The sequence below is a fragment of the Agrobacterium sp. CFBP 3001 genome, assembly GCF_027871605.1.
Classification (GTDB): Bacteria; Pseudomonadota; Alphaproteobacteria; order Rhizobiales; family Rhizobiaceae; genus Agrobacterium; species Agrobacterium leguminum.
The window spans coordinates 19995-44712 of record NZ_JAQAHD010000012.1 but is presented as its reverse complement, the minus strand read 5'-3'; the positions used below and the strand labels follow the sequence as shown (position 1 = coordinate 44712).

The 24718-nt window shown below is 60.1% G+C and carries 21 protein-coding genes; 9 read left to right on the top strand and 12 right to left on the bottom strand.

The window, feature by feature from the left end; translation table 11 throughout:
- The first annotated feature begins 260 nt into the window (after positions 1–260).
- Positions 261–1955, top strand: a complete 1695-nt coding sequence (gene ade / locus PH605_RS15960; protein WP_142845420.1) for an adenine deaminase — start codon at positions 261–263, stop codon at positions 1953–1955.
- A gap of 226 nt (positions 1956–2181) precedes the next feature.
- Here ade and aac(6') read toward each other — a convergent pair whose 3' ends face one another.
- Together aac(6') and bglA are read right to left on the bottom strand one after the other, a co-directional pair.
- Positions 2182–2637 carry an aminoglycoside 6'-N-acetyltransferase gene (gene aac(6'), locus PH605_RS15955; protein ID WP_142845419.1) on the bottom strand — a complete coding sequence of 152 codons (456 nt, stop codon included), beginning with the start codon at positions 2635–2637 and terminating at the stop codon, positions 2182–2184.
- On the bottom strand, positions 2634–4298 hold the full coding sequence (gene bglA / locus PH605_RS15950; RefSeq protein WP_142845418.1) for a beta-galactosidase BglA: 1665 nt from the start codon (positions 4296–4298) through the stop codon (positions 2634–2636). Before bglA ends, aac(6') begins: the two co-directional genes overlap by 4 nt.
- Positions 4299–4453: 155 nt before the next feature.
- Between bglA and PH605_RS15945 the strand changes: the two genes are divergently transcribed.
- Together PH605_RS15945 and PH605_RS15940 are read left to right on the top strand one after the other, a co-directional pair.
- Entirely contained in the window at positions 4454–5374 is a 921-nt protein-coding gene (locus tag PH605_RS15945; protein WP_161987925.1) for a sugar kinase, read from the top strand.
- Positions 5375–5535: 161 nt separating this feature from the next.
- A complete protein-coding gene (locus PH605_RS15940) occupies positions 5536–6585 on the top strand; it encodes a bifunctional monoglucosyl/glucuronosyl diacylglycerol synthase (RefSeq protein WP_035240305.1) in 1050 nt (349 codons plus the stop codon).
- 172 nt (positions 6586–6757) lie between these two features.
- On the opposite strand, the gene PH605_RS15935 is transcribed toward PH605_RS15940, so the two are convergent.
- The 5 genes from PH605_RS15935 to PH605_RS15915 all read right to left on the bottom strand — a co-directional run bounded on the left by PH605_RS15935 (position 6758) and on the right by PH605_RS15915 (position 10797).
- Positions 6758–6994: a hypothetical protein gene (locus PH605_RS15935; protein ID WP_142845417.1), complete on the bottom strand. Its 237-nt coding sequence runs from the start codon at positions 6992–6994 to the stop codon at positions 6758–6760.
- 19 nt (positions 6995–7013) lie between these two features.
- Positions 7014–7622, bottom strand: a complete 609-nt coding sequence (locus tag PH605_RS15930) for a DUF2026 family protein (protein WP_142845416.1) — start codon at positions 7620–7622, stop codon at positions 7014–7016.
- Positions 7623–7821: 199 nt separating this feature from the next.
- Entirely contained in the window at positions 7822–9252 is a 1431-nt protein-coding gene (gene der, locus PH605_RS15925) for a ribosome biogenesis GTPase Der (protein WP_003524225.1), read from the bottom strand.
- Between the two features lie 132 nt (positions 9253–9384).
- The gene (locus PH605_RS15920) at positions 9385–10056 is read right to left on the bottom strand and encodes a tetratricopeptide repeat protein (protein ID WP_080856651.1); all 672 of its coding nucleotides are present in this window, start codon (positions 10054–10056) and stop codon (positions 9385–9387) included.
- A 156-nt stretch (positions 10057–10212) separates the two neighbouring features.
- Positions 10213–10797: an NnrU family protein gene (locus PH605_RS15915; protein ID WP_065655660.1), complete on the bottom strand. Its 585-nt coding sequence runs from the start codon at positions 10795–10797 to the stop codon at positions 10213–10215.
- A 149-nt stretch (positions 10798–10946) separates the two neighbouring features.
- Between PH605_RS15915 and PH605_RS15910 the strand changes: the two genes are divergently transcribed.
- Entirely contained in the window at positions 10947–11930 is a 984-nt protein-coding gene (locus tag PH605_RS15910; protein ID WP_142845415.1) for a polysaccharide deacetylase family protein, read from the top strand.
- A gap of 262 nt (positions 11931–12192) precedes the next feature.
- Here the strand turns inward: PH605_RS15910 and sbmA are convergent, their stop codons facing one another.
- The 4 genes from sbmA to PH605_RS15890 all read right to left on the bottom strand — a co-directional run bounded on the left by sbmA (position 12193) and on the right by PH605_RS15890 (position 17000).
- Positions 12193–13461: a peptide antibiotic transporter SbmA gene (gene sbmA, locus PH605_RS15905; RefSeq protein ID WP_065655658.1), complete on the bottom strand. Its 1269-nt coding sequence runs from the start codon at positions 13459–13461 to the stop codon at positions 12193–12195.
- A 182-nt stretch (positions 13462–13643) separates the two neighbouring features.
- A complete protein-coding gene (locus PH605_RS15900; RefSeq protein ID WP_142845414.1) occupies positions 13644–14834 on the bottom strand; it encodes an MFS transporter in 1191 nt (396 codons plus the stop codon).
- Between the two features lie 297 nt (positions 14835–15131).
- On the bottom strand, positions 15132–15884 hold the full coding sequence (map, locus tag PH605_RS15895) for a type I methionyl aminopeptidase (protein ID WP_142845413.1): 753 nt from the start codon (positions 15882–15884) through the stop codon (positions 15132–15134).
- Between the two features lie 54 nt (positions 15885–15938).
- Positions 15939–17000, bottom strand: coding sequence for an LLM class flavin-dependent oxidoreductase (locus PH605_RS15890; RefSeq protein WP_003524232.1), 1062 nt, complete (start codon positions 16998–17000; stop codon positions 15939–15941).
- Between the two features lie 218 nt (positions 17001–17218).
- Here PH605_RS15890 and PH605_RS15885 point away from each other — a divergent pair, with 218 nt between their 5' ends.
- The 5 genes from PH605_RS15885 (at position 17219) to PH605_RS15865 (ending at position 23972) form a co-directional block, all read left to right on the top strand.
- Complete coding sequence (locus PH605_RS15885) at positions 17219–17995, top strand: 3-hydroxybutyrate dehydrogenase (protein ID WP_003524233.1); 777 nt, start codon at positions 17219–17221, stop codon at positions 17993–17995.
- A gap of 138 nt (positions 17996–18133) precedes the next feature.
- Positions 18134–19603, top strand: coding sequence for a xanthine dehydrogenase small subunit (xdhA, locus tag PH605_RS15880; protein ID WP_142845412.1), 1470 nt, complete (start codon positions 18134–18136; stop codon positions 19601–19603).
- Positions 19604–19606: 3 nt separating this feature from the next.
- A complete protein-coding gene (gene xdhB, locus PH605_RS15875) occupies positions 19607–21946 on the top strand; it encodes a xanthine dehydrogenase molybdopterin binding subunit (protein WP_161987920.1) in 2340 nt (779 codons plus the stop codon).
- 10 nt (positions 21947–21956) lie between these two features.
- A complete protein-coding gene (gene xdhC / locus PH605_RS15870; RefSeq protein WP_142845411.1) occupies positions 21957–22805 on the top strand; it encodes a xanthine dehydrogenase accessory protein XdhC in 849 nt (282 codons plus the stop codon).
- A gap of 237 nt (positions 22806–23042) precedes the next feature.
- On the top strand, positions 23043–23972 hold the full coding sequence (locus tag PH605_RS15865; protein ID WP_142845410.1) for a LysR substrate-binding domain-containing protein: 930 nt from the start codon (positions 23043–23045) through the stop codon (positions 23970–23972).
- On the opposite strand, the gene PH605_RS15860 is transcribed toward PH605_RS15865, so the two are convergent.
- Positions 23948–24286 (bottom strand): hypothetical protein, encoded by a 339-nt coding sequence (locus PH605_RS15860; protein WP_161987919.1) that lies wholly within the window; start codon positions 24284–24286, stop codon positions 23948–23950. The genes PH605_RS15865 and PH605_RS15860 overlap by 25 nt on opposite strands.
- Positions 24287–24718 lie beyond the last annotated feature (432 nt).

Below are 24718 nucleotides of genomic sequence, written 5' to 3'. Positions count from 1 at the left end.
TTCCCGGGAATGATAACCTGAAACCGTAATTCGTAAAAATGTCGGCGCGCAACCGGCTAAACTATAAAGGTGAAGTCCAGTCTTCCCAACCCTGCCTAAACTTGCACCTCGGAAGATTAGATAACACAAATATGAAAATTTTTTACTCTGGATATATTTAAAACTCAAAGAATCAATCGGAATAGACCAAGAAACAACCACAGAATGTAAATAGTGAAAATTCTCGCATACGACGTAAATCAGGAGCCGAAGAAACCCGCATGAATTCCAGACTTGAAACGCGCATCGATCAGGGTACGGGCCGTGAACCGGCGGACATGGTTCTCAAGGGCGGACGCTTCTTCGACCTCGTCACCGGAGAACTCGTCGCTTCGGATATCGCCATCTGTGGCGACACCATCGTCGGCACCTGCGAGAACTACAAGGGGCGACAGGAAATCGACATTTCCGGAAAGATCGTCGTTCCGGGGTTCATCGATACGCATCTCCATATCGAATCGTCGCTGGTGACACCCCACGAATTCGACCGCTGCGTTTTGCCCTATGGCGTTACCACGGCCATTTGCGACCCGCACGAGATCGCCAATGTTCTGGGCGTAGAGGGGCTTCGGTTCTTCCTCGACAGTGCCATGGAAACCATCATGGACATCCGCGTGCAGCTCTCCTCCTGCGTGCCCGCCACCCATCTGGAAACCGCCGGCGCGGATCTGCCCATCGAAAAGCTGCTGCCGTTCCGGGGCCACCCGAAGGTCATCGGCCTTGCCGAATTCATGAATTTTCCGGGCGTCATCCACAAGGATCCGGTGTGCATGGCGAAGCTAGAGGCCTTTCGGGGCCAGCATATCGACGGCCATGCACCGCTTCTTTCCGGCACGGCGCTGAACGGCTATCTCGCCGCCGGCATCCGCACCGAACATGAATGCACGAGCGCGACTGAGGCGCTGGAGAAAATCCGCAAGGGCATGCATATTCTGGTGCGCGAAGGCTCGGTCTCGAAGGACCTGCACGCCCTGATGCCGATCATCACCGAACGCCTGTCGCCCTATCTGGCCCTCTGCACGGATGATCGCAACCCGCTCGACATCGCCGAACAGGGTCATCTCGACTATATGATCCGCACCGCAATCGCCAGCGGCGTGGAACCGCTCGCCATCTACCGCGCCGCCTCCATTTCCGCCGCGAAAGCCTTCGGCCTGCGCGACCGCGGCCTTGTAGCACCCGGCTGGCGCGCCGATCTTGTGGTCATCGACAGCCTGCAGAACTGCAAGGCGAGCATGGTGCTTTCCGGCGGCCGGATCGTCGATGACGCCCTTTTTGCCACCCGCAAACCGGTCGCACCCGTCGGCCTTGACAGCGTCAAAGCAAGACCCGTGCTCGCCTCGCATTTCGGCGTGCCGGTCACGGAGGGCGAAAGCCCTATCATGGGCGTGCTTCCCGGCAAGATCATTACCGAGCACCGCCGCTACAGGCTGCCGACGGATGGCAACCAGACCACCGTCGATCTTGAAAACGACATCATCAAGGTCGCCGTCATCGAACGCCACGGCAAGAACGGCAACCATGCCAACGGTTTCGTTCAGGGCTTCGGCCTCAAAAAGGGCGCCATTGCCTCCACCGTCGGCCATGACAGCCACAATATCTGCGTCGTCGGCGTGAGCGAAGACGACATGGCGCTGGCCGCCAACCGGCTCGGCGAAATCAAGGGCGGCTTCGTGGTGGTGGAAGACGGCAGGGTGACGGGCGAGATCGCTTTGCCCGTCGCCGGGCTGATGAGCCTCGAACCCTATGAGACCGTTCGCGATACGCTGCACACGCTTAGAAAAGCAGCCTATGCACTCGGCACGACGCTGGAAGAACCCTTCCTGCAGGTCGCCTTCCTGCCCCTGCCCGTCATCCCGCATCTGAAGATTTCCGATATGGGCATGGTGGATGTGGATCGGTTTGCGCTGATTTGATTGGCGGAAAATGCCTCGGCGGAAGACGGTAAATGCGCATAAGACGCACCGACCTCCTCATTCCTGTGCTTGTCACAGGAATCCAGTCGACGCGCGTCTGCGCGGCGAGAGAGTCTTTTCAGCCCAATGACTTGGGCTGGCTAGATTCCTGTGACAAGCACAGGAATGAGGGAAGCAGGATACGTAATCAGCAGAGATCGCTGCATCTTCTGCTGTGCCCATACCCTCAATCCGGAGGCAGAGACTTGCGAAAATAAACCACCCGCTGCGTTTCCTCAAATCCCAGCGCCGCATGCATGCGGTGTGAATCGACATTGGAAATATCGGCATCGGAAGCAAGTTCGCTCACACCCTTGCTGGTCGCCCAACGGGTTACTTCGGCAATCAATGCAGCCGCAACGCCCTGTTTGCGAAAGGCCTCCTCCACATAAACGCCTTCGAGAAACGCCACGGGCGAGGTGTCGCATCCGTTGACATAATCGTGCCGCAGGCTGGCTTCGGCAAAACCGATGGCCATGCCCGCCGGATCATAGGCAATAAATCCAACCTCATTGTCGGAGACGTCCTGCAACTCCGCCCGATGTTCGGCGGGTGAAGCATCGGGCCACAAGCGGTGTCGCAGAAGGGACCACTCATCGAGCGATGCTTCGCCAGCCGTCTCGATGGCAAATTGGCCGCTCATGCAACGCCCCCGCAAAACACATCCAGCCCCTCGAGCTTCACGATACCCGCATCGAATAACGGTGCGAAACCCGGCATCGGCAGTATATCGGTGACCCGCATGGCCTTCGGTATCGGGAATTCCACCGCCTCACGGGTGAGGTTGAAAACGAAGAGCAGCTTTTCATCCCCCTTCTGGCGCGTGAAGGCCAACACATCGAGATTGGTCTTGATAAAATGCATGTCGCCATCGCGCAGCGCGCCGTGACCTTTGCGGAATGACAAGACGGCGCGGTAATGGTTCAGAACCGAGTCCGGCTTGCGCTCCTGCGCGTCCACAGCCTGCATGCCATGGACATAGGGCACCGGCAGCCAGGGCTTTTCAGCGCTGGAAAAACCGGCATTCGGCTTGCCGGTTTCCCACACCATCGGCGTGCGGCATCCGTCCCGCCCCTTAAAGGCGGGCCAGAAGCGGATGCCGTAGGGATCGCGCAGATCCTCAAAGGCGAGTTCCGCCTCGGTCAGACCCAGCTCCTCGCCCTGATAGAGACATATGGAACCGCGCAGGCTGGCGAGAACGCAGATGGCAAGCTTCGCCACCCGCACCTGCTCCTCTACACTTTCGGAAAAACGGCTGAGGTGGCGAACCACATCGTGATTGGAAAAGGCCCAGCACACCCAGCCATCCGTCACCACCTTGCCGAAGGTCTCGACCGAGGCGCGCAGATGCTTCGCGCTGAAATCCGGCCCCAGCAGGTCGAAAGTGTAACACATGTTGAGCTTGTCATTGCCGGACGTATAAGCCGCCACTGTCTTCAGCGACCGCGCCCCGTCTCCCACTTCACCCACCGTGGCGCGCCCCTCATACTCGTCGAGCAGCGCGCGAAAACGCTTCAGGAAAGCCACGTTTTCCGGCCGCGTCTTGTCGTAGAGATGGTCCTGCATGCCATAGGGATTAACGTCGGAAGCATCGAGACCGAAACTTTCCTCGTCGAAAAGCGGCGGGTTGTCGCGCAAAAGCTTGTCATGGAAATAATGGTTGACGGTATCGAGCCGGAAACCGTCAACGCCGCGATCCAGCCAGAACCGCACGGTTTCCAGAAGCGCATCCTGCACATCCGGATTATGGAAATTGAGATCCGGCTGCGAGGCGAGGAAGCTGTGCATGTAATATTGCTTGCGCACGCCGTCCCATTCCCATGCCGGTCCGCCGAACACGGAAAGCCAGTTGGTGGGGGCCGTGCCATCCGGCTTGGGATTGGCCCAGACATACCAGTCTGCCTTGCTGTTGGTGCGGCTCGCCCGGCTGTCCACGAACCAGGGATGCTGGTCCGACGTGTGCGAGATAACCTGATCGATGATGACCTTCAATCCCAAACGGTGCGCCTCGGCCATCAGCGCGTCGAAATCGGCAAGCGTGCCGAACATCGGATCGACATTGCAATAATCGGAAACATCATAACCCATATCAGCCATGGGCGAGGTGAAAAAGGGCGAGAGCCAGATACCGTCAACGCCAAGCGAGGCGATATAGGGCAGACGTTTCGTCACCCCGGCAAGATCGCCATAGCCGTCGCCGGTCGTATCCTGAAACGAGCGCGGATAGACCTGATAGATCACCGCTCCCTTCCACCAGTCCGATTGTGCTTGAGGTTTGTGGACCGGGGCATAGGGCAGCGTCATCGGCGATCTCCTGTGGGCGTCTTGCCAGAGAATATAAAGCTGCCGCCGCCGCGTAAACCGGAACTTCGCACATGCACAAACGGCCAGAACCGCCCTTGTCAGCGGCGCGCACTCGTCGTAAGCCGCATGGCTGGAAAAAACGGGAGGATGACGGCGTGGGCGGACGGTTTCTGTCGATTGGCGAATGCATGGTGGAACTGTCGCAGGCCGGCAACGGGCTGCTGCGCAAGGGTTTTGCCGGCGATACATTCAATACCGCATGGTATGCCCGGGCCTGCCTGCCGGGCGACTGGTCGGTCGATTATTTCACCGCGCTTGGCGACGATCCTCTTTCTGAAGACATGCTCACCTTCATCGCCGATGCCGGCATCGGCACGGAGAAAATCCGCCGCATCAAGGGCGGCACGCCCGGCCTTTACCTCATCAACCTGAAGGACGGCGAGCGCACCTTCAGCTACTGGCGCAACGCCGCCGCCGCAAGGCAGCTGGCCGCCGATGCGGACCACCTGCGCAGGACGGTGGAAAGCGCCGATGTCGTCTATTTCTCCGGCATCACGCTCGCCATTCTCGCCTCCGCCCATGATGTCGATACGTTCCTCGCCGAACTGCGACGCGCCAGGGCGGCGGGTAAGCTGGTGGTCTTCGACCCCAACATCCGCCCGCGCCTGTGGGCGGATAAGGATACGATGCTTGAGACCATCTCCAACGGCGCACGCGCCGCAGCGCTTGTCATGCCGAGCTTCGATGACGAGGCGAGCCATTTCGGCGATGTCTCCGTGGAAGCGACCATCGACCGCTACCGTTCTCTTGGCGTCGAAAACATCGTCGTGAAGGACGGCGCCAAGGGCGCGACGCTCGATTTCGGCGGCAGTCGCACTCACGCCCCGGCGGTGAAGGCCGTAGACGTGGTGGACACGACAAGCGCCGGCGACAGCTTCAACGGCGCTTTCCTCGCCCGTTATGTGACCGGCAGTTCGCCGGAGGAAGCGGCCACCTTCGCGGCAAGGGCGGCGGCAACCGTCATCGGTCACCACGGCGCGCTGATCAGCCCCGAGCTGCTGCCGCTGGTGGGATAAGGCTCCGTCGCACCGGGGAAGCGCGCAAACGTCTGCGCACAAACCACGCTTCCCCGCCGTCACACACCCTGACATGATCCTGTAACACGCACGCCGCATATACGGGCAGAAGCCGGGCAATGGGGATTCGCCCGCGCGCAGATGAGCAGGATCAGTGTTTCATGACGAGAATCACGATTGTCACAGATGCCTGGCACCCGCAGGTCAACGGCGTGGTTCGCTCCATAGAAAACACCAATACCGAACTCGCGCGGCTCGGCGTCGATGTGCGAATGGTCACGCCGCAGAGTTTTTACAGCATCCCCTGCCCCACCTATCCGGAAATCCGCCTTTCGGTTGCCGGTTATCGCCGTGTGGCGGCGGAGATCGAAAAAAGCCAGCCTTCCTTCGTGCATATTGCGACGGAAGGGCCGCTGGGTTTCATGGCGCGGCGCTGGTGTGTGAAGAACCGCATGCGTTTTTCCACCAGCTATCACACCCGCTTTCCCGAATATGTGGCGGCGCGATTCCCTGTGCCGGAAAGCTGGCTTTATGCCTTCGTGCGCTGGTTCCACAATGGCGGCAACACCTGCATGGTGGCAACGCCGAGCCTTGAGACCGAACTGGAAGCGCGCGGCGTGCGCAACCTGAAGCGCTGGAGCCGCGGCATCGACGCCGAGCTTTTCCATCCCCGCCCGAAAGCAAAGCTGCCTTTCGATCTGCCGCGCCCAATCTTCATGACGGTGGGACGTGTGGCGGTGGAGAAGAACCTGCCGGAATTTCTGGAACTGGACCTGCCGGGTTCGAAGGTCGTCATCGGCGATGGCCCTGCCCGCCATGAATTGCAGGAGAAATATCCGGACGTTTTGTTCACCGGCGTCAAGACCGGTGAGGAGCTGGCCGATGCCTATGCGCAGGCCGATGTCTTCGTTTTCCCCTCGAAGACCGATACGTTCGGCAACACCATTCTGGAAGCGCTGGCAAGCGGCGTGCCCGTGGCCGCCTTCCCCGTCACCGGGCCGATCGATATTCTCGGCGGCAACCCGGCAGCCGGTGCGCTGGACGACAATCTTCGCGATGCCTGTCTTGCGGCACTTCATTGTTCGCCGCAGGAGGCGCTGGCGCTTTCCAGAAGCTACAGCTGGGAAAAAGCCTCACGGCAGTTCCTCGACAATGTCATTCACGCGGCAGGAAAATCCCTGCCGCTGCTGTCGCGTTCTCAACTTGCATGAGGCCGATCCCCGAAATTCTGTTCGGGAATGGTGGACGAAACGAAGCGGGAATGTCACAAGGCAATAAGGACGCGACTGCCGTTATCTTTAGAACGGGGTCGGGCTGCTGATTGACGTCAGGCGGCTGCCGCGAGAACACGCTGGCCGTCCTCTGTTTCCGGATGATACCGCCTCAGGACAAGGAAAGAAGCTCTTTCCGTTGGGCTGCGCACCAGTGATTGATTTTCTCGATGATGTCCTTTGCAGCAATCGGCAGGGCGCTGTTGGGTATGACGGCCACCGTCCCGTGGAAAACCAGCACCAGACTATCGGGCGGCGTGAGTGCGAGATGGTGAAGCCCAGCCTGCGTAGCAACATTGCCCCTATAAATCAAAAGGCCTTTTGCTGACAAAACCTTGAGGATCGACACTGCGCGGCGTAACCCGCCTTCACCATGCTCCGGTAAGCATCTGGCCGGAAAGCGGCACGGTCCGCGCCTTGCCGTCGCGATCCGTTACCGAAAGCGAGGCGGCCATCTGTTTCGGCGACTTGCGGAACCAGCTGGCGGCAACGCTCGCCATATCGCCGATCATCGCCTGCCTGTGCCAGTCGGCGAAGCGTCTTGCCGTGGCTTCGGGTTCGGAACGATAGAAGAAATCACCGGATTGTCCGAGATCGTTGATGGATGCCGCCATGGCGGCAAGCGACCGCTGGAACATTTTCGCCGGCACGGAAAGCCCATCGGCGCCTTCCGAAAATGCCGGGGCCATGAAATCGATCGCCCAGCCATCCGCCTCGATCCAGCAGTGGAAGTTCTCGCCCGCGCCCGTCACATAACCGTCTTCACGGTGATCGGCGAATAGCAGCACGGTTCCACCGAGATTATAGGCCGCAAGCCCACCCTTCGGCACCGCCTTCACCTTGTAATGCTGCTGCAGGATGAAGGCGCCGAAGGTGCTGAAATACATGGAGGCCGAGGCGGGATCGGCATTCTGGCTGATGAGCAGGCTGTTGATGACGCGGTAAATCCGGTGATAGTCGGTCTGCTTGATCAGCATGGTCTTTTACTCTTCAAAACCGTGAAATTGGAGCGAGCGGGTGCCCCTTGTTTCTTCTCCCCGCCGGGGAGAAGTCCGCGGCAGCGGGATGAGGGGGCGACGGTCGAGATATACGGAGAGGGTGCCCCCTCATCCGACCCTTCGGGCCACCTTCTCCCCGATGGGGAGAAGAAATACGCGGCGACCCTTCACATCAAAATCAACGCCGCTTCTTCGCCTTGCTCTCGAACGGATTATCCGAACCCCGATAATGCACACGGATCGGCACGCCCGGCATGTCGAAATCCTTGCGCAGACCGTTCACCAGATAACGTGTATAGCTTTCCGGAATAGCTTCCGGCCGCGTGCAGGAAATCATGAAGGCCGGCGGGCGGGCCTTGACCTGCGTCATATATTTCAGCTTCAGGCGGCGGCCGGAAACGGCCGGCGGCGGATGCTGGGTCGTCTGCGAATCCAGCCAGCGGTTAAGGCGGGCGGTGGAGATGCGGCGGTTCCAGACCTTGTCGGTGTCGATGATGTTCTGCATCAGCCGGTCGAGGCCATAACCCGTCTGGCCGGAAATCGGCACGGCGCGAATGCCGCGCGCCTGCGGCAGAAGCCGCTCGGTTTTCTCGCGCAGATCGGCCAGATAGGCCTGCGGGTCTTCCACCAGATCCCATTTGTTGAAGGCGAGCACGGCGGCGCGGCCTTCGCGGATGACGAGATCGACGAGCTGCAAATCCTGCTTTTCGAAGGGAATGGTGCTGTCGAACACGATCACCACGGTTTCGGCAAAACGGATGGAGCGCAGCGAATCGGCCACCGAAAGCTTTTCCAGCTTCTCCGTCACCTTGGCCTTGCGGCGCATGCCGGCCGTGTCGAACATCTTGATGGTGCGGCCGCGCCAGTCCCATTCGACCGAAATGCTGTCGCGGGTAATGCCGGCTTCCGGGCCGGTCAGCAGGCGGTCTTCACCGAGGAAACGGTTGATGAGCGTCGACTTGCCCGCATTCGGCCGGCCGATAATGGCGACGCGCAGCGGCTTGGTCTCGTCATAAACCGGCTCTTCGTCTTCTTCGTCCTCGCTGCCCGGCTCGCTGCGCGGCAGAACGATATCCGTTTCCGCCTCGTCCACCTCAGGCGGGAAGGCCACGTCTTCACCGATCGCCTCGACGATGGCGTCGCGCAGGTCGATCATGCCCTGGCCGTGTTCGGCCGAGATCGGGCAAGGATCGCCAAGACCGAGCGTAAAGGCGTCGTAGAAACCGGCATCCGAGCCGCGCGCTTCGGACTTGTTGGCCACCAGCACCACCGGCTTGCCACGACGGCGCAGCATTTCGGCGAGCGTCTCGTCGGCCGGCGTCAATCCGGCCTTGGCGTCCACAACGAACAGCGTCACATCGGCATCGTCGATTGCCGCTTCGGTCTGCGCCCACATGCGGCCCTGAAGCGTTTCCGGCCCGGATTGCTCCAGACCGGCGGTATCGATGATGGTGAAACGCAGGTCGACCAGCTTCGCCTCGCCGGGGCGGCGGTCGCGGGTCACACCCGGCGTATCGTCCACCAGCGCCAGCTTCTTTCCGACGAGACGGTTAAAAAGCGTGGACTTGCCGACATTGGGGCGCCCGACTATGGCGACGGTGAAGCTCATTGATCCTGGTTCCTTAAAGCACGTCTGCCCAAAACGTTACCTGTTTTGGGCAAAGGACATGCGTAAAATAATGAGTTGGATCGCTTTGGCAATGCACAGAATGCCAGCGCGATCCTGCGTGGCGCAGCGGCGTTAGGCAGCCTTGCCCGAAGCGGTGATATTGTCGAGCATGATCTGCGCGCGGTTCGTCACGTTGCGCGGCGCCTGCGCGTCGCTGACGATCTGCTCGAACCATTGTTTGGCCTTGGCGAAATCGCCGGCCTTGTAGGCGGCAAGACCCAGAGCTTCACGGGCGGAAGCGCGCATGGTCTGGCCCTCGGCGCTGAGCGGCTCCGCAAGGGCGACGACCTGATCATAGGTGCCGTTATCCACCAGCAGCCAGGCCGCGCGCACCTTGGCGGTGTCGCGGAAGACCTGCGGTGCGGACGTATCGTTGCCGATGGCGGTGAAAGCGGCGATGGCGCCGGCCGCATCCCCCTTCTGCGACAGCAGCGTGGCCGAGCGGAACTTCGCCAGAACCGGATAATTGCCATGACCGGAGGTTTCGAGATCGGCGAAGGCCTTCAGCGCCTCATCCGTCTTGTTGTCCGAAGCGAGCTTCAGCGCCGCAAGGAACTGGTCGCCGGAATTGGAAGCGCGGCTGGTGTTCCAGTATTCGTAGATACCGGTGCCGGCGGCGCCCAGAACCACGAGAACGGCCGCACCCACGACCACGATACCGTAACGGCCCCAGAAGCGCGACAGCTGCTCGGAGCGGATCTGCTCGTTCACTTCGCGGATAAAGGTATCATTCTCGTTTGCCATCAAATTCTCCGTTACCCGCGCGGAGATCGTGTCCCGATCCATCCGTCCGCGGACATACCAAGCCGCTTACCCGGATCGGCAAAAGTAAGGCCAACCGGGTCATGGTCGGCCTTCTAGCCTATTTTGCCTGATATGTAAGGGGGAAACGTTGATTTCCTACAGGACGATGGGCTGAACGCCGATCAACCATTCGTGCAGTTTCAGGATGAAAGCACCCCACAGGACGATGCCGCCGACAACGGCCACCAGATCGTAACGGCCTGAAACGAAGTCCCGGACCACTTTTTCGCCTGCCCGTTCCCGGCGCTTCAGCGAAATCCGCATCACCACGCCCCAGGCGAGGAACGATACGAAAAGAAGAATGGAAGACGTCTCGCCATTGGCCAGAAGATGCGCGAGCGCCCATATCTTGACCGAAAGAATGAGCGGATGTTTCGTCTTCGTCGCGATGTGGCCAGCCGGGATGAGGCTGGCGATGAGACAGATCATCGCCGGCAGCATCAGGGTCACGGCAATGTGGCTCATCCAGACAGGTGGATACCACAACATTCCGGTTTCCTGCCGCGCTTCCCCGAAGGCATAGATGACGAGGCCGAGCGTGATGAGGCTGACGAGCGAATAGACGCCCTTGAAAGGGCCTTCGCCCATCGACGCGATCATCCGCGCGCGAAATTGCGGTGCGACCACCTTCAAAAGATGCGTCAGCAGGAACAAGGCAAGACAGAGTGCGAGAAAAAGCATGAAACACGGTCCCCCGGTGGAACGAAGCGGCCCTATCACCGCAAGCTGCAACAGGAATTAGGCCGAAAGTCATGAAAACGCCAGACTATTCAAAGCTTCGCCTTATTCCACCCGCAAAAGGCCACGGTGTTTCATATGACGGATAACTGATGTTTCGCCCATTTGCCGCCTTTTCCCTGTCGCTTCTCGCCGCCCTTCCCGCTTTTGCGCAAGAGGCTGAGAAGCCGAAGCAGCTCGTCATCGTGTCCTTCGACGGTGCGGGCGACAATACGCTGTGGGAAAGAAGCCGGGCGACGGGCAAGCAAGTCGGCGCGCATTTCACCTATTTCCTTGCCTGCACGCTGGTGATGGACCGCAAAACCAGCGCCAAGACCTATCAGGGACCCGGCCAGAAGTCCGGCCGTTCCAATGTCGGTTTCGGCCAGTCGCCGGAAGAGGTGGAGGCAAGGCTCAGAAACATCTGGGCCGCCTATCGCGAAGGCCACGAAATCGGCAACCACACCTGCGGCCATTTCGATGGCGGGCAATGGACGGCCGAACAATGGGACGGCGAATTCACCACCTTCACCAGCACGCTGGAAAACGCCTGGCAGATGATCGGCAAAAAGGGCGAGGAACCCGAAGGCTGGCGCGAGATGGTGAAAAAGATCAATGGTTTCCGCGCGCCGTATCTCTCGCAGGGGCCGGCGCTGACCGAAGCGCAGAAAAAGCACCGTTTCGTTTATGACGCCACCAGCATCACCAAGGGACCGGAATGGCCGGTGGAGCGCGACGGCATAGAGCATTTCGGCCTGCCGCTCATTCCCGAAGGTCCGGGCAACCGCCCGATCATCGCCATGGACTACAATCTCTTCATCCGCCACTCCATCGGCATCGAAACGCCTGATCGTTCGAAGGAATTCGAGGAGCGCGCCTATACGGCCTTCCGCAATGCATTCGACAGGCAATATAATGGCGAGCGCATTCCGCTACAGATGGGCTTCCACTTCGTGAAGATGAATGGCGGCGCCTATTGGAACGCCTACGAGCGGCTGCTGCGCGAAGTCTGCGGCAGGCAGGATGTCGCCTGCGTGAGCTATGCCGAGGCGATGCCGATGATCGAGGCGCGGAAGAAACAAAAGACCGAGGGGTAAACTTCCTCATACTCTCCTGTTCGTGACAAAGGTCGAACACCCCTCCTCCGTCATGCCGGTCCCCGGAACAAGCCCGAGGATGACCCGGCATCCAGCTACGGCGCGTCTGCGCCGTGAGAAGAGTCTTTTGCGATCAAGGACTTGATCGCGCTGGACCCCGGATCTAGTCCGGGGTGACGGGTGCGAATGAGGCAGTTAACCAAACACATCGTCTTCGTAGGACGTGCTCAAGACCCGAAGGCGGCCAATCGACCGCCTTTTTTCAAGGTTTGTTGGCCGCCAGCTCTCCGGCTTCCGCTTCCCGCTGAAGATAGCGCTCGTCGATATCCGGCAGGGGCTTGTCGTCGATCGCGGCCTCGAAGGCCACAAGACGTTTATGGATGGACAGCAGCTCGATGATCGTTGTCCAGGAATTGACCAGATACTGGAACGAATTGCTGACCTGACCGAAGGCCGTGGCGATCTGCTGGTAGATACCATAGGTGATCTTGCCCGCCACGATGGTCGGAACGAGCATCAGAAGCAGGAACACCGCATCGGCCTGAATGTAGAAATACCGTGCGACGTTGAAATAGAGATAGTGCCAGTACATACGGAAATAATTCTTCCGCACATTGGAGTAGAGTTCCTTGACTGTCGGCGGCTGGGCGCGGTCGGCGTGGTCCTCGCCATAGACCAGTTCCTTACGATAGGCGGCTTCCACACGCTGGTTGCGGAAGTTCAGGCCGGGCAGTTTGATGCCGACTGTCGCAAGAAGGACCGTGCCGAAGATGGACCAGACGATTGCCAGCCAGAACAGCGCATGCGGCACTTCGCCGAGGATCGGCAATTCAGAGACATAAGACGACAGCGCAAACAGGATCGGCAGGAACACGACGAGCGTCATCACCGAATTGATCAGGGTGATGCCCAATGCCTCAAGCGTCGAGGAAAACCGCATCGTATCTTCCTGAACACGCTGGGAAGCACCTTCGATGTGGCGCAGCTTTTCCCACTTGGACATGTAGAAGTCGTTCATCGCGGTGCGCCAGCGGAAGATATAATGGCTGGTGAAGAAATCTGTCAGGATCGAAACGGCCATGCTGAGAAAGGCGATCTTGGCGAATACGATCTGGAGACTATAGAAATCCCAGACCTCAATGCCCGGCTGTTTCGAAAGCGCATTTTGCAGAAGGTCACCGAAAGGCCGGCGGAAATTATTGATAACGACCGAAATCTGAACGCCGAAATAGGTCACCGCGATAATCAGCAGCGATCCCCAGATGGACCAGTACTTCCAGGGGTGATCCTTGGCGATAACGGTCCATACCCCACCGAACGCCGCCAGACACAAGGCGAGATAACCGTAAAAGAACAGGTTAGCCGGGACCAGGAAGTAGCTGAGATCGTAGGGTTCCTGTTCAGGCATTACGTAGCCCCAAGACCGACCTAACCCTTCAACGATGAAGTACCATCCGAGAATGGCGAAAAAAGCCCAGATAATGGCCGACGTGAAGAAGATTTTCGGTTTGGGAAAGAAGGAATGAAACACGTTTCGAACTCACGCGCGTTTGAAATCAGCCATTATTGGCGAAGCACTAGATGGCCCGAACCTAGGGCAGAAATTTGTGCACAGCAACGGAGAAGCGACGACCTTAACAAGATGTAAGGCGCAGATAGCGGGCGATGCCCACCGGAAACACCGGATGAAGGCAGGAAAAGACAGCCAGCGGCCTAGCGCCGCCGCTCCGTGGCGAGCACCGGCAGCATCAGCAGAATGCTGACGACGAGCACGGCGGAAGCGAGAATGCTGGGCGCGGTGAAACTTCCTGTCACTTCGGCAATCCAGCCGGCAGCAAGCGGCCCGACAATCTGGCCCGTGCCGAAAGCGGCCGTCATCAACGCAAAGGCGCGACGCGGGCTCGGCCCGGCAAATTCCCGGCCGAGCTGCAGGCCATAGGCGGTGATGACCATGAAGGTCAGCCCGAGAAGCAGGCCTCCGGCGAGAACACCCGGCACCGGCGGCAGCATGACGGAAGCGAAAACACCGACGGCTTCGACGGCAAGAACGATGACGAAGGCGCGTTTCAGCCCCTGCGATTTCAACACCGGTTTCCAGAGGAAAAGCGAAATGGCGGCGGCGCAGCCGGTGATGAACCAGGCCAGAAACTCCACGAAGGCGCCGGCAGCGGCCATGCGGGCAATCGCCACGATGAAGGTGGCGGTTATGACGTAACCGAAACCGAAAAGCCCATAGGCCAGCGTTGTCAGGAAGAGCGGCCGCGTCCAGTTGAGCGGTGGCTCCGCCACCGAGGATGCATGTCGCGGCGGGCCTGCGGGCAGCACCCGCCAGACGAGAATGAATGTGATGAAGGAAAAGACAGCGCCTGCGATCCACTCCTCGCGCCATGAGGAGCCGCCGCCGTCAAAAACGACGCCGATCAGATAGACCGCAAGCGAGGAAATCGCGATGCCCGCACCGACGCCGCCATAATGCAGCGCCTGAACGCTGTCCCTGCCCGCCTTGACGGCATGGCCGATAACGATCTGCGAGGTGAAGATCATGGTGAGCGCGCTGGCAACACCGGCCAGAAACCGGATGACGGTGAAGGCCGCGACGGAATTGAAAGCCGCCATGGCAAGCAACAATGCCCCGGTGGAAAACAGGCCGCAGAGCGCCACCAGCCGTTCCCGCCCCGAACCCCACGAATAGGCCGCCAGAACCGCCCCCGCCAGATAACCGGCGAAGTTACCCGCTGCCACGATACCCGCATCCCCCGCCGAAAGCGGAACATCCGCCATCATGCCGGGCAGAATGGGGGTGAAGGAAAAGCGGCCGAAACCCATGGCGGAGGCCATCATCAGCGCCCCGGAAAATCCAAGTGCGGTCAGATGTCTGGCGGAAAGTGGCTTGTCGATGCTCATGCATGGCTTATCGCAACGGCGCGGATAAGGGACAAGCGAGTTATTTTGATCGGCGTTATAAGCGGTCGTTATCTGTCATGCGGCGAGCATCGATGCGTTCCGCGGGTGCCGCGTATTTCTTCTTCCCGCCGGGGAGAAGGTGGCCCGAAGGGTCGGATGAGGGGGCAGCTCTCCGAAATCCGGCGAGGGCGCCCCCTCATCCCGCTGCCGCGGACTTCTCCCCCTCGGGGAGAAGAAATAAGCGGCACGCGCTCGCTCCGACCTTAAAAGTGAGGGTGACGGAGGCAGGTGTAGCTGTCACTCAGCGAGCGTCAGCACCAGCGGCCCGTTCTTCGTCGCAACCACGGTGTGCTCATACTGCACCGTCGGCGCGCTCGGATCGCTGTAGAGCGTCCATGGATCGTCATCGCCGTCCTCGGCCCAATAGGCGCCGGTCGACAGGAACGGCTCGACGGTAAACACCATGCCTTCCTGCATGATGCGCCGCTCGTCCTTGTCCGGCCAGGTCGCCAGTTCCTTTGGCTCCTCGTGCAGCGAGCGGCCGATGCCGTGGCTGGCGAGATTGGTGATCAGCGTATAGCGGTTCTTCTTGGCAAAAGCGCCGATGGCATTGCCGATATCGGCGAAAGGCCGGCCGGTTTTCACCTGCTGCAGGCCGGTCCACATGGCGCGTTTGCCATCGCGGCACAGCCGCTCGATGTCCTTCTTCACCGGCGGCACGGCGAAAGACGAGCCGGTATCGCCGAAAAAGCCGTTCTTCACCGCCGAGACATCGATATTGACGAGATCGCCCGCCTTGATGATGCGGGGACCCGGAATGCCGTGGGCCACTTCCTCATTGACGCTGATGCAGGTCGCGCCGGGAAACTTGTAGCAGAATTCCGGCGCCGATTGCGCACCGTTATCTTCCAGCACCTTGCGGCCGATGGCATCCAGCTCGGCCGTGGTGATGCCGGGTTCCAGCGCGTCCGCCATGGTCTGTATCGCGACGGCGCATAAACGGCCGATGTCCTTCAGCAGAACCAGTTCTTCTTCGGTGGAAATGACCATGTCTCTGTCCGTCGTTCTGTATGGCGGGTCTCAAAACGCCCGCCTTGGCAATCATCAGGCCGTGGCTTTCACCGGATCGGCGCTCCCCGTCAATTCTTTTCTGACGATCGGGGCGACTTTCGTACCATAAAGCTCGATGCCGCGCATGATCTGATCGTGCGGCATCAGGCCGATGGCCATCTGCAGCAGGAAGCGGTCATTCCTGAAAACGCCATGCGCCTTGATGATCTTTTCCGCCACCAGTTCCGGCTCGCCAAGGAAGAGATTGCCCTCCGGCCCGCGCGCGGCGTCGAAATGCGCGCGGTTCGTCGGCCCCCAGCCACGCTCGCGGCCGATGCGGTTCATCACCTCCGCCTGCGGTCCGTAAAACTGGTCCGCCGCCTTGTCGGTGGTGTCGGCAATGAAGCCATGGACATTGATGCTGGTGCGCAGCTTGGTCTTTTCCTGCCCGGCGCGGCGCGCAGCCTCATGATAGAGATCGAACAGCGGCGCAAAGCGGCGATATTCGCCGCCGATGATGGCAAGCGCCACCGGCAGACCCATGGCGCCTGCCCGCGCCACCGATTGCGGCGTGCCGCCGACGGCGATCCACACCGGCAGACGCTCCTGCAGCGGCCGCGGATAAACGCCGCGCCCGTTAATGGCAGGATGCTTGGTGCCGGACCAGGTGACGATTTCCTGCTCCCGCAGCGCCAAAAGCAGATCGAGCTTTTCGGCGAAGAGCACGTCGTAATCCTCGAGATCGTAACCGAACAGAGGGTAGGATTCGATGAAGGAACCGCGCCCGGCCATGATTTCGGCGCGGCCGTTCGACAGGAGATCGACGGTCGAAAACTGCTGGAACACCCGCACCGGATCGTCCGAACTCAGCACCGAAACGGCGCTCGTCAGGCGAATATTCTTCGTCTTCACCGCCGCCGCCGCGAGAACGGTGGAGGGCGAGGAGACGACATAATCCGGACGGTGATGCTCCCCGAGGCCAAAGACATCGAGCCCGACCTGATCGGCAAGCTCGATCTCTTCGATGAGTTCCCGCAGCCGACGCGCGCCTTCCGGCCCACGGCCATCGGCGGGGTTGGGATTGACATCCGCGAATGTGTAAAGACCGAGTTCCATAGATGATACCTCTGTTTGCTTGCCTCAGAGATAGGGACGGAAGCTCCCGCAGGCAAATGCAGAATCTGGATGCTTAGCTTCGAAAAAATGGATGGGCGCGGCCTGTTTCACCGCGCTACCGAGCTCCCCTTAAATGGTGCCAAATGGCGATTGCCAGCCCGCCCCCTTTGGGCATACCTTGCTTAAACATGTGCGAAGTAATGCAAAAAGGGGAAAGCATGCATCGGACAGTTATCGTGACGGGCTCTACAAGCGGTATCGGCCTTGCGATTGCGCAGCGATTTGCGCGGGAGGGCGCCAATATTGTACTGAACGGTTTCGGCGATGAGGACGAGATCGAAAAACTGCGCCTTTTGCTGGAAGCGGAAAGCGGCGGGCGCGTGCTCTATCACCCCGCAGATATGACGAAACCGGACGAGATCGCCGATCTCATTCAATCCTCGCACGAAAAACTCGGCTCGGTGGATGTGCTCGTCAACAATGCCGGCATCCAGCATATCGCGCCCATCGAGGAATTTCCGCCGGAGAAATGGGACTGGATCATCGCCATCAATCTGACCAGTTCCTTCCATACCATGCGGGCTGCGATACCGCTGATGAAGAAGGCCGGAAAAGGCCGTATCATCAACATCGCATCCGCCCACGGTCTCGTCGCCTCGCCGTTCAAATCGGCCTATGTGGCGGCCAAGCACGGCATCATGGGCCTGACGAAGACGGCGGCGCTCGAGCTTGCGCAGACCGGGGTTACCGTCAACGCCATCTGTCCGGGTTATGTGCTCACACCGCTCGTCGAAAAGCAGATACCGGAAATGGCGAAGGTGCGCGGCATCAGCGAAGAGGCGGTGAAGAACGACGTGATGCTGGAACTGCAGGCAACCAAGCAGTTCGTCACCGTCGATGACGTGGCCGCCGCTGCGCTGTTTCTGGCAAGCGACGCCGCAAGCAACATCACCGGCACCCATATTTCCGTGGATGGCGGCTGGACGGCGCAATAATTGCCGAACTTTCTTTCCGTTTTGGAAACAATGAATTGCCAAAACGGAAATCGATATACGCCTGCGGGCGTGCATATGATGCGCAGGGACAATGACAAGAAACCGGCTCGGCAGCCGGTCAAAAAAGCAGGGCATTGCATGAACGACGCGATCAGCTTCATCCTCAACAGCGAAACCATCTCGCTGAAGGATTTCGGACCGACAGACACGCTTCTCGATTATCTCCGCATCAGCAAGCGGTTGACCGGGACCAAGGAAGGCTGCGCCGAAGGCGATTGCGGCGCCTGCACGGTGCTGGTCGGGCGGCTGCTGGATGGCTCGCTGCGTTATGAAAGCGTCAATGCCTGCATCCGCTTTTTAGGCTCGCTGCAGGGCAGCCATATCGTGACGGTCGAGCATCTGGCCGCGCGCGACGGTACGCTACACCCCGTGCAGCAGGCGATGGTGGATTTCCACGGCTCGCAATGCGGTTTCTGCACGCCGGGCTTCATCATGTCGCTTTACGGTCTCTGGCTTGCCAGTGAAAGCCCCGGCCGCGCCGATATCGAAAAGGCGCTGCAAGGCAATCTCTGTCGATGCACGGGTTATGAGCCGATCGTCCGCGCCGCCGAAAAGATCGCCGCTGCCCGCCCGAGCGCGCTCTTCGACCCGCTGCAACGGGACCGCACGGATATCATGGCAAGGCTCTGGGCGATCCGCGCCAATGAAACAATCATCGTCACCCACGGCGAGGACCGCACCATCGTTCCGGCGACACTGGCCGAACTGACCGAGATTTACGCCGCTGAGCCGAAAGCGACCATCGTGGCCGGCTCCACCGATGTCGGCCTGTGGGTGACGAAGCAGATGCGGGCGCTGAACCCGGTCATCTTCATCAACAATCTCGGGGATCTGCAAACCATCACCGTAGATGCGGACGGCGTAACACTCGGCGCCGGCGTCACCTATAGCCAGGCCTTCAAGACCGTTGCGAAACACTTCCCGCCGATTGCCCGGCTGTTCGACCGCCTCGGCGGCGAGCAGGTACGCAATATGGGCACCATCGGCGGCAATATCGCCAACGGTTCGCCCATCGGCGATACGCCTCCGGCGCTGATCGCGCTCGGGGCGACGCTGACCTTGCGATCCTCCTCCGGCAACCGCAGCCTGCCGCTGGAAAGCTATTTCATCGACTATGGCAAACAGGACCGGTTGAGCGGCGAATTCGTCGAAAAGTTCTTCATCCCGTTCCGGAAGCCGGAAAGCCTCTACGCCGTCTACAAGATTTCCAAGCGCCGCGACGAGGATATTTCCGCGCTCTGCGGCGCTTTCAACCTGACGCTCGATGCCGATGGCGCGGTCGAAGACATCCGCATCGCCTTCGGTGGCATGGCCGGTACGCCCAAACGCGCCGCGCATCTGGAGGCAGCCCTTCTCGGCAAGCCCTGGCGCCAGGAAACGATCGATGCGGCGCGCGATTTGCTGGACGAGGATTTCACTCCGCTGACCGACTGGCGCGCGACTGCCGAATATCGGCAACTGACGGCCAAGAACCTGCTGACGCGATTTTTCCTCGAGACTTCGGGGCAAAAGCAGGAACTTATGCGTTTTGCACTGGAGGAGGCTTGAACCATGGACACCACAAGCTTCGACAAGACCAAGACCGAAATCGACGGCCCGATGCACGCTTCGCTCCGGCACGATTCCGCCCATAAGCATGTGACCGGCAGCGCCGAATATATCGACGATATTCCCGAACCCGCCGGACTGATCCATGGCGCTCTCGGCCTTTCCGACCGGGCGCATGCCGAAATCGTCTCGATGGACCTCTCGGAAGTGGAAAAAACACCGGGCGTCCTGTGGGTCATGGTTGGCAAAGACGTGCCCGGCGAAAACGACATCTCTTCCGGCGGCCGTCACGACGAACCGCTGCTGGCCGAAACCAAGGTGGAATTCCACGGCCAGCCGATCTTCGCGGTTTTTGCCGAAACCCGCGATATCGCCAGAAAGGCGGCCCGCAAGGCGAAGGTCACCTATAAGGACCTGCCGCATTTCACCGATATCGACACGGCGATTGAAAATGGCGGCGCGCTGGTCATCGATCCGATGACACTCAAGCGCGGCGATGCCAAGATCGAAATGGATGTCGCACCGCGCCGCCTCACCGGCACCATGCGGATCGGCGGACAGGAGCATTTTTATCTCGAAAGCCACATCGCCATGGCCGTGCCGGGCGAGGATGACGAGGTGACGCTGTGGAGCTCCACCCAGCATCCGAGCGAAATCCAGCACATTGTCAGCCATATGCTTCAGGTGCCGTCCAACGCCGTCACCGTGCAGGTGCGCCGCATGGGCGGCGGTTTCGGCGGCAAGGAAACCCAGGGCAACCAGTTCGCCGCCCTCTGCGCCATCGCCGCCAAGAAGCTGAACCGGGCCGTGAAAATCCGCCCCGACCGCGACGAGGACATGACAGCGACTGGCAAACGCCACGATTTCCGCGTCGACTACGAGCTTGGTTTCGATGAGGAAGGCCGCATCCACGCCGTCGACGCCACCTATGCCGCCCGCTGCGGCTTTTCCTCCGATCTCTCCGGCCCGGTCACGGACCGTGCGCTTTTCCACGCCGATTCCAGCTATTTCTACCCGCATGTGCATCTCACCTCGCGGCCGCTGAAAACCCACACCGTCTCCAACACCGCCTTTCGTGGTTTCGGTGGCCCGCAGGGCATGCTGGGCGCGGAACGTTTCATCGAGGAAATCGCCTATGCGGTGGGCAAGGACCCGCTCGATATCCGCAAGCTGAATTTCTACGGCGAGACCGGCTCGGGCCGCACCACGACGCCCTATCATCAGGAGGTCGAGGACAACATCATCGCCCGCATCGTCGAGGAGCTGGAAACCTCCAGCGACTATCGCGCGCGACGTGAGGCGATCATCGAGTTCAACAAAACGAGCCCGATCATCCGCAAGGGTATCGCGCTCACCCCCGTCAAATTCGGCATCTCCTTCACCATGACCGCCTTCAATCAGGCGGGCGCACTGGTGCATATCTATAATGACGGCTCCATCCACCTGAACCATGGCGGCACCGAAATGGGCCAGGGCCTTTATACCAAGGTGGCACAGGTGGTGGCCGATGCCTTCCAGGTGGATATCGGCCGGGTGAAAATCACCGCAACGACCACAGGCAAGGTGCCGAACACCTCGGCCACCGCCGCCTCCTCCGGTACGGACCTGAACGGCATGGCCGCCTATGACGCCGCCCGCCAGATCCGCGAAAGGCTCGTCAAATTCGCCGCCGAGAACTGGAACGTCCCCGAAGAAGAAGTCGTCTTCCTGCCGAACCGGGTGCGCATCGGCCTTGAGGAAATCGCCTTCAACGATTTCATCAAAAAGGCCTATTTCGCCCGCGTGCAGCTTTCCGCCGCCGGTTTTTACAAGACGCCGAAAATCCACTGGGACCGCGCCGCCGGCCGCGGCACGCCGTTTTATTATTTCGCCTATGGCGCGGCCTGCTCGGAAGTGTCGATCGATACGCTGACCGGCGAATATATGATGGAGCGCACCGATATCCTCCACGATGTCGGCAAATCGCTGAACCCGGCCATCGATATCGGCCAGATCGAGGGTGCCTTCGTGCAGGGCATGGGCTGGCTGACTACCGAGGAATTATGGTGGGATGGCAAGGGGCGGCTGCGCACCCATGCGCCCTCCACCTACAAGATCCCGCTCGCCTCCGACCGGCCGAAGAGTTTCAACGTCAAGCTGGCGGAATGGGCGGAAAATGCCGAGCCTACCATTGGCCGCTCAAAAGCCGTGGGCGAACCGCCCTTCATGCTGGCGATCTCGGTTCTCGAAGCCCTCTCCATGGCCGTCGCCTCCGTCGCCGATTACAAGGTCTGCCCGCGCCTCGACGCACCGGCAACGCCCGAGCGGGTTCTGATGGCGGTGGAACGGCTGAAGAAGGTGTGAGAGGAGACCCATGACTTCCCTCTCCAGCTTCCTCGCGCAATATCCAGCCACGATCCTCGTAGAAATCGAGGCCGTGAAAGGGTCTTCCCCGCGTGAGGCCGGAACCTTCATGCTGGTCTCGCAAGACGGCCTGTGGGAAACCATCGGCGGCGGGCAGTTTGAATATATGGCGATAGACCGCGCCCGCGCCATGCTGCGAACAGGTGCTGCCGAAGACCGCATGGATATTCCGCTAGGGCCGGAAATCGGCCAGTGCTGCGGCGGCCGCACCCTGCTCCGGTTCCGGCTGATAACTTCGGAAATTGCGGCAGCGCTGGAAGCGAGGGTGAAGGGCGAGGCCGAGCAGCAGCCGGCCGTCTTCATTTTCGGGGCGGGCCATGTCGGCAAGGCGCTGGCCGAGGCGCTGTCGCTGCTGCCCCTGACGCTGACAGTGGTGGAAACGCGGGAAAACGAACTGCACGATCTTCCAGTGAACATCGCATCCGTGCTGACCCCCATGCCGGAGGCGCTCGTCGCGAAAATCCCGGCAAACGGCGCGGCCATCATCGTCACCCACGATCACGCGCTCGATTTCCTGATTGCGAAGGAAGCGCTTGCCCGCGACGATCTCGCTTATGTCGGCATGATCGGTTCGAAGACCAAACGCGCCACCTTCGCCCATTGGCTGGAGCGGGAGGGAGAGCCCATGTCCCGCCTTGCAAAGCTCATCCTGCCCATCGGCGGTAATAGCGTCAGGGACAAGCGGCCTGCGATCATAGCGGCCCTTGTGGCAGCCGAGTTGTTGCAAGCATTTTCCGCTGCCGAAATCCGTCGCAGCGAAAATCGACACGGCCATCCTCAAGGCCAAGATCACGCCTGAGCCCATCCGGCAGGCTTTCATCCGCCAGATTGTCCGGTGCGAGGCTTTCAAGAGTAAACCGTTCCGCTGTCCGCAGGCCCGCACGCAGGCGGGACCACGCGCGCAAGAGTGCTGTGCGCATGTTCGTCTCCATTCAAAAATGTCAGAAGCTCAGTTGATGAATTGAGCTAAAAATGCTCTGTTTTCCGGAGAAAAACCAATGAAACCTTCGGCAATTGGCATAAAGAGAACTTATCCATGAAAATGTCCCGCCAGTTTCCCCTCAATGCCCTGCGGGTGTTCGAAGCTGCCGCAAGGCATCTGAGCTTCACCAAGGCCGGCGAAGAGCTGGGCATGACCCAGACGGCAGTGAGCTATCAGGTGAAACTGCTGGAGGAGAATATCGGCGAGCCGCTCTTCATCAGAAAGGCGCGACAGGTCTCGCTGACCGAGGCCGGGCAGAAACTCGCGCCGAAAGTCGCGGAAGCCTTCAACAATCTACGGGAGGCCGTGGACAATGTGCGCGACACATCCGATACGACCCTGACAATCCATTCCACCGCCACCTTCGCCTCACGCTGGCTTTCGCGGCATCTGGGTGCTTTCCAGCTCGAACATCCCTCGATTGCCGTGCGGCTCGACACATCAAGCGCATTGATCGATTTTTCCCAGTCGGATTGCGATGTCGCCATTCGCTGGAGCAAAGATAGCGGCAAAGGGCTGATCTATCATCAATTGCTGCGTGGCGTTTACACGCCGATGCTGCATCCGGGCCTTGCCGACAGCATCGGCGGATTGCACAAGCCCGAAGACCTGCTGCGCCTGCGCATCATCGATCCCGGCGATATCTGGTGGAGCCAATGGTTTCGGGAAGTGGGTGTTGAAAATCCCGGCCTTGACCGTTATCCCCGCAGCCGCCTCAATGTGCAGGCCTTCGAAGCCGCCGCCGCAATCGCCAGCCAGGGGGTGGCCATGCTCACCCCTGAACTCTATGCCGATGAGATTGCGCTCGGCCGCCTGTATCAACCCTTCGAGCACCTTAGCAGCGAAGGAAAGAACTATTGGCTGGTCTACCCCGAAAACCGCCGGAACATTCGCAAGATAAGGCTGTTCCGCGACTGGATATTGAAGCGGATCGAGGAAAGCCGGCCGCAGCAACTGCCTCAAAACCCCATGTCCGGCGCATAAAAACAGCGCGGCGTGTCCTCATCCGGAAACAGACAGAGATGATATTCGCCATCCTCCGATCGTCTTGCTTCGCGCTGCGACCAGCTGAAGACATGGCGTCGGGTGACCATGCGGTGATCGCCGGGTGCGAGCGAGACCTCGTAACCGTCAGGCGTAACACGAACACTGCGCGTGGGAATCATCTGGCAGTCGCCGGTTTCGGCGTCGCCATTGCAGCAATAGCTTTCATATTTGAACCCCTTGTGGGATTCATGGGCAAGCGCGGTGGCGCTGAACGCCAGAGATAAGAAGAGGACCGTCAGAACAAGGCGCATCGGCATGGTCTCCGTTGAAACAACGGCGGCTGCCGGAAGATCATTGCGTCCCTTTATTCAAATTTCACATCAACACCCACCCGGACACAACGGCACCGGGAACTGCGATACCTGCCCCTGATCTGCCCCCACCCAGGGTTCGCAGCGCCCGCTTTCGGAAGAACCGCCAGCGAAACATATCATGGAAGCCCTGCGCATCGGCGTAAAACCGGAATGGATTTCCGGCAAGGCGCCCCGCAGGACTCCGCAGCCTTATATTTTAGCACATCGGCAGACTGCACAAAGGATAATAGCTGAGTCGCGTTAGCCAGCTAAGCACAAACTATGCGACAGGAATGAGGGGCTGCAACTCTACCGGGCCAGCCCACCTACACGGGCGAACTCAATAGAGATTGCGGACACAACGGCGCCAGATTGTGAACAATCACCGCC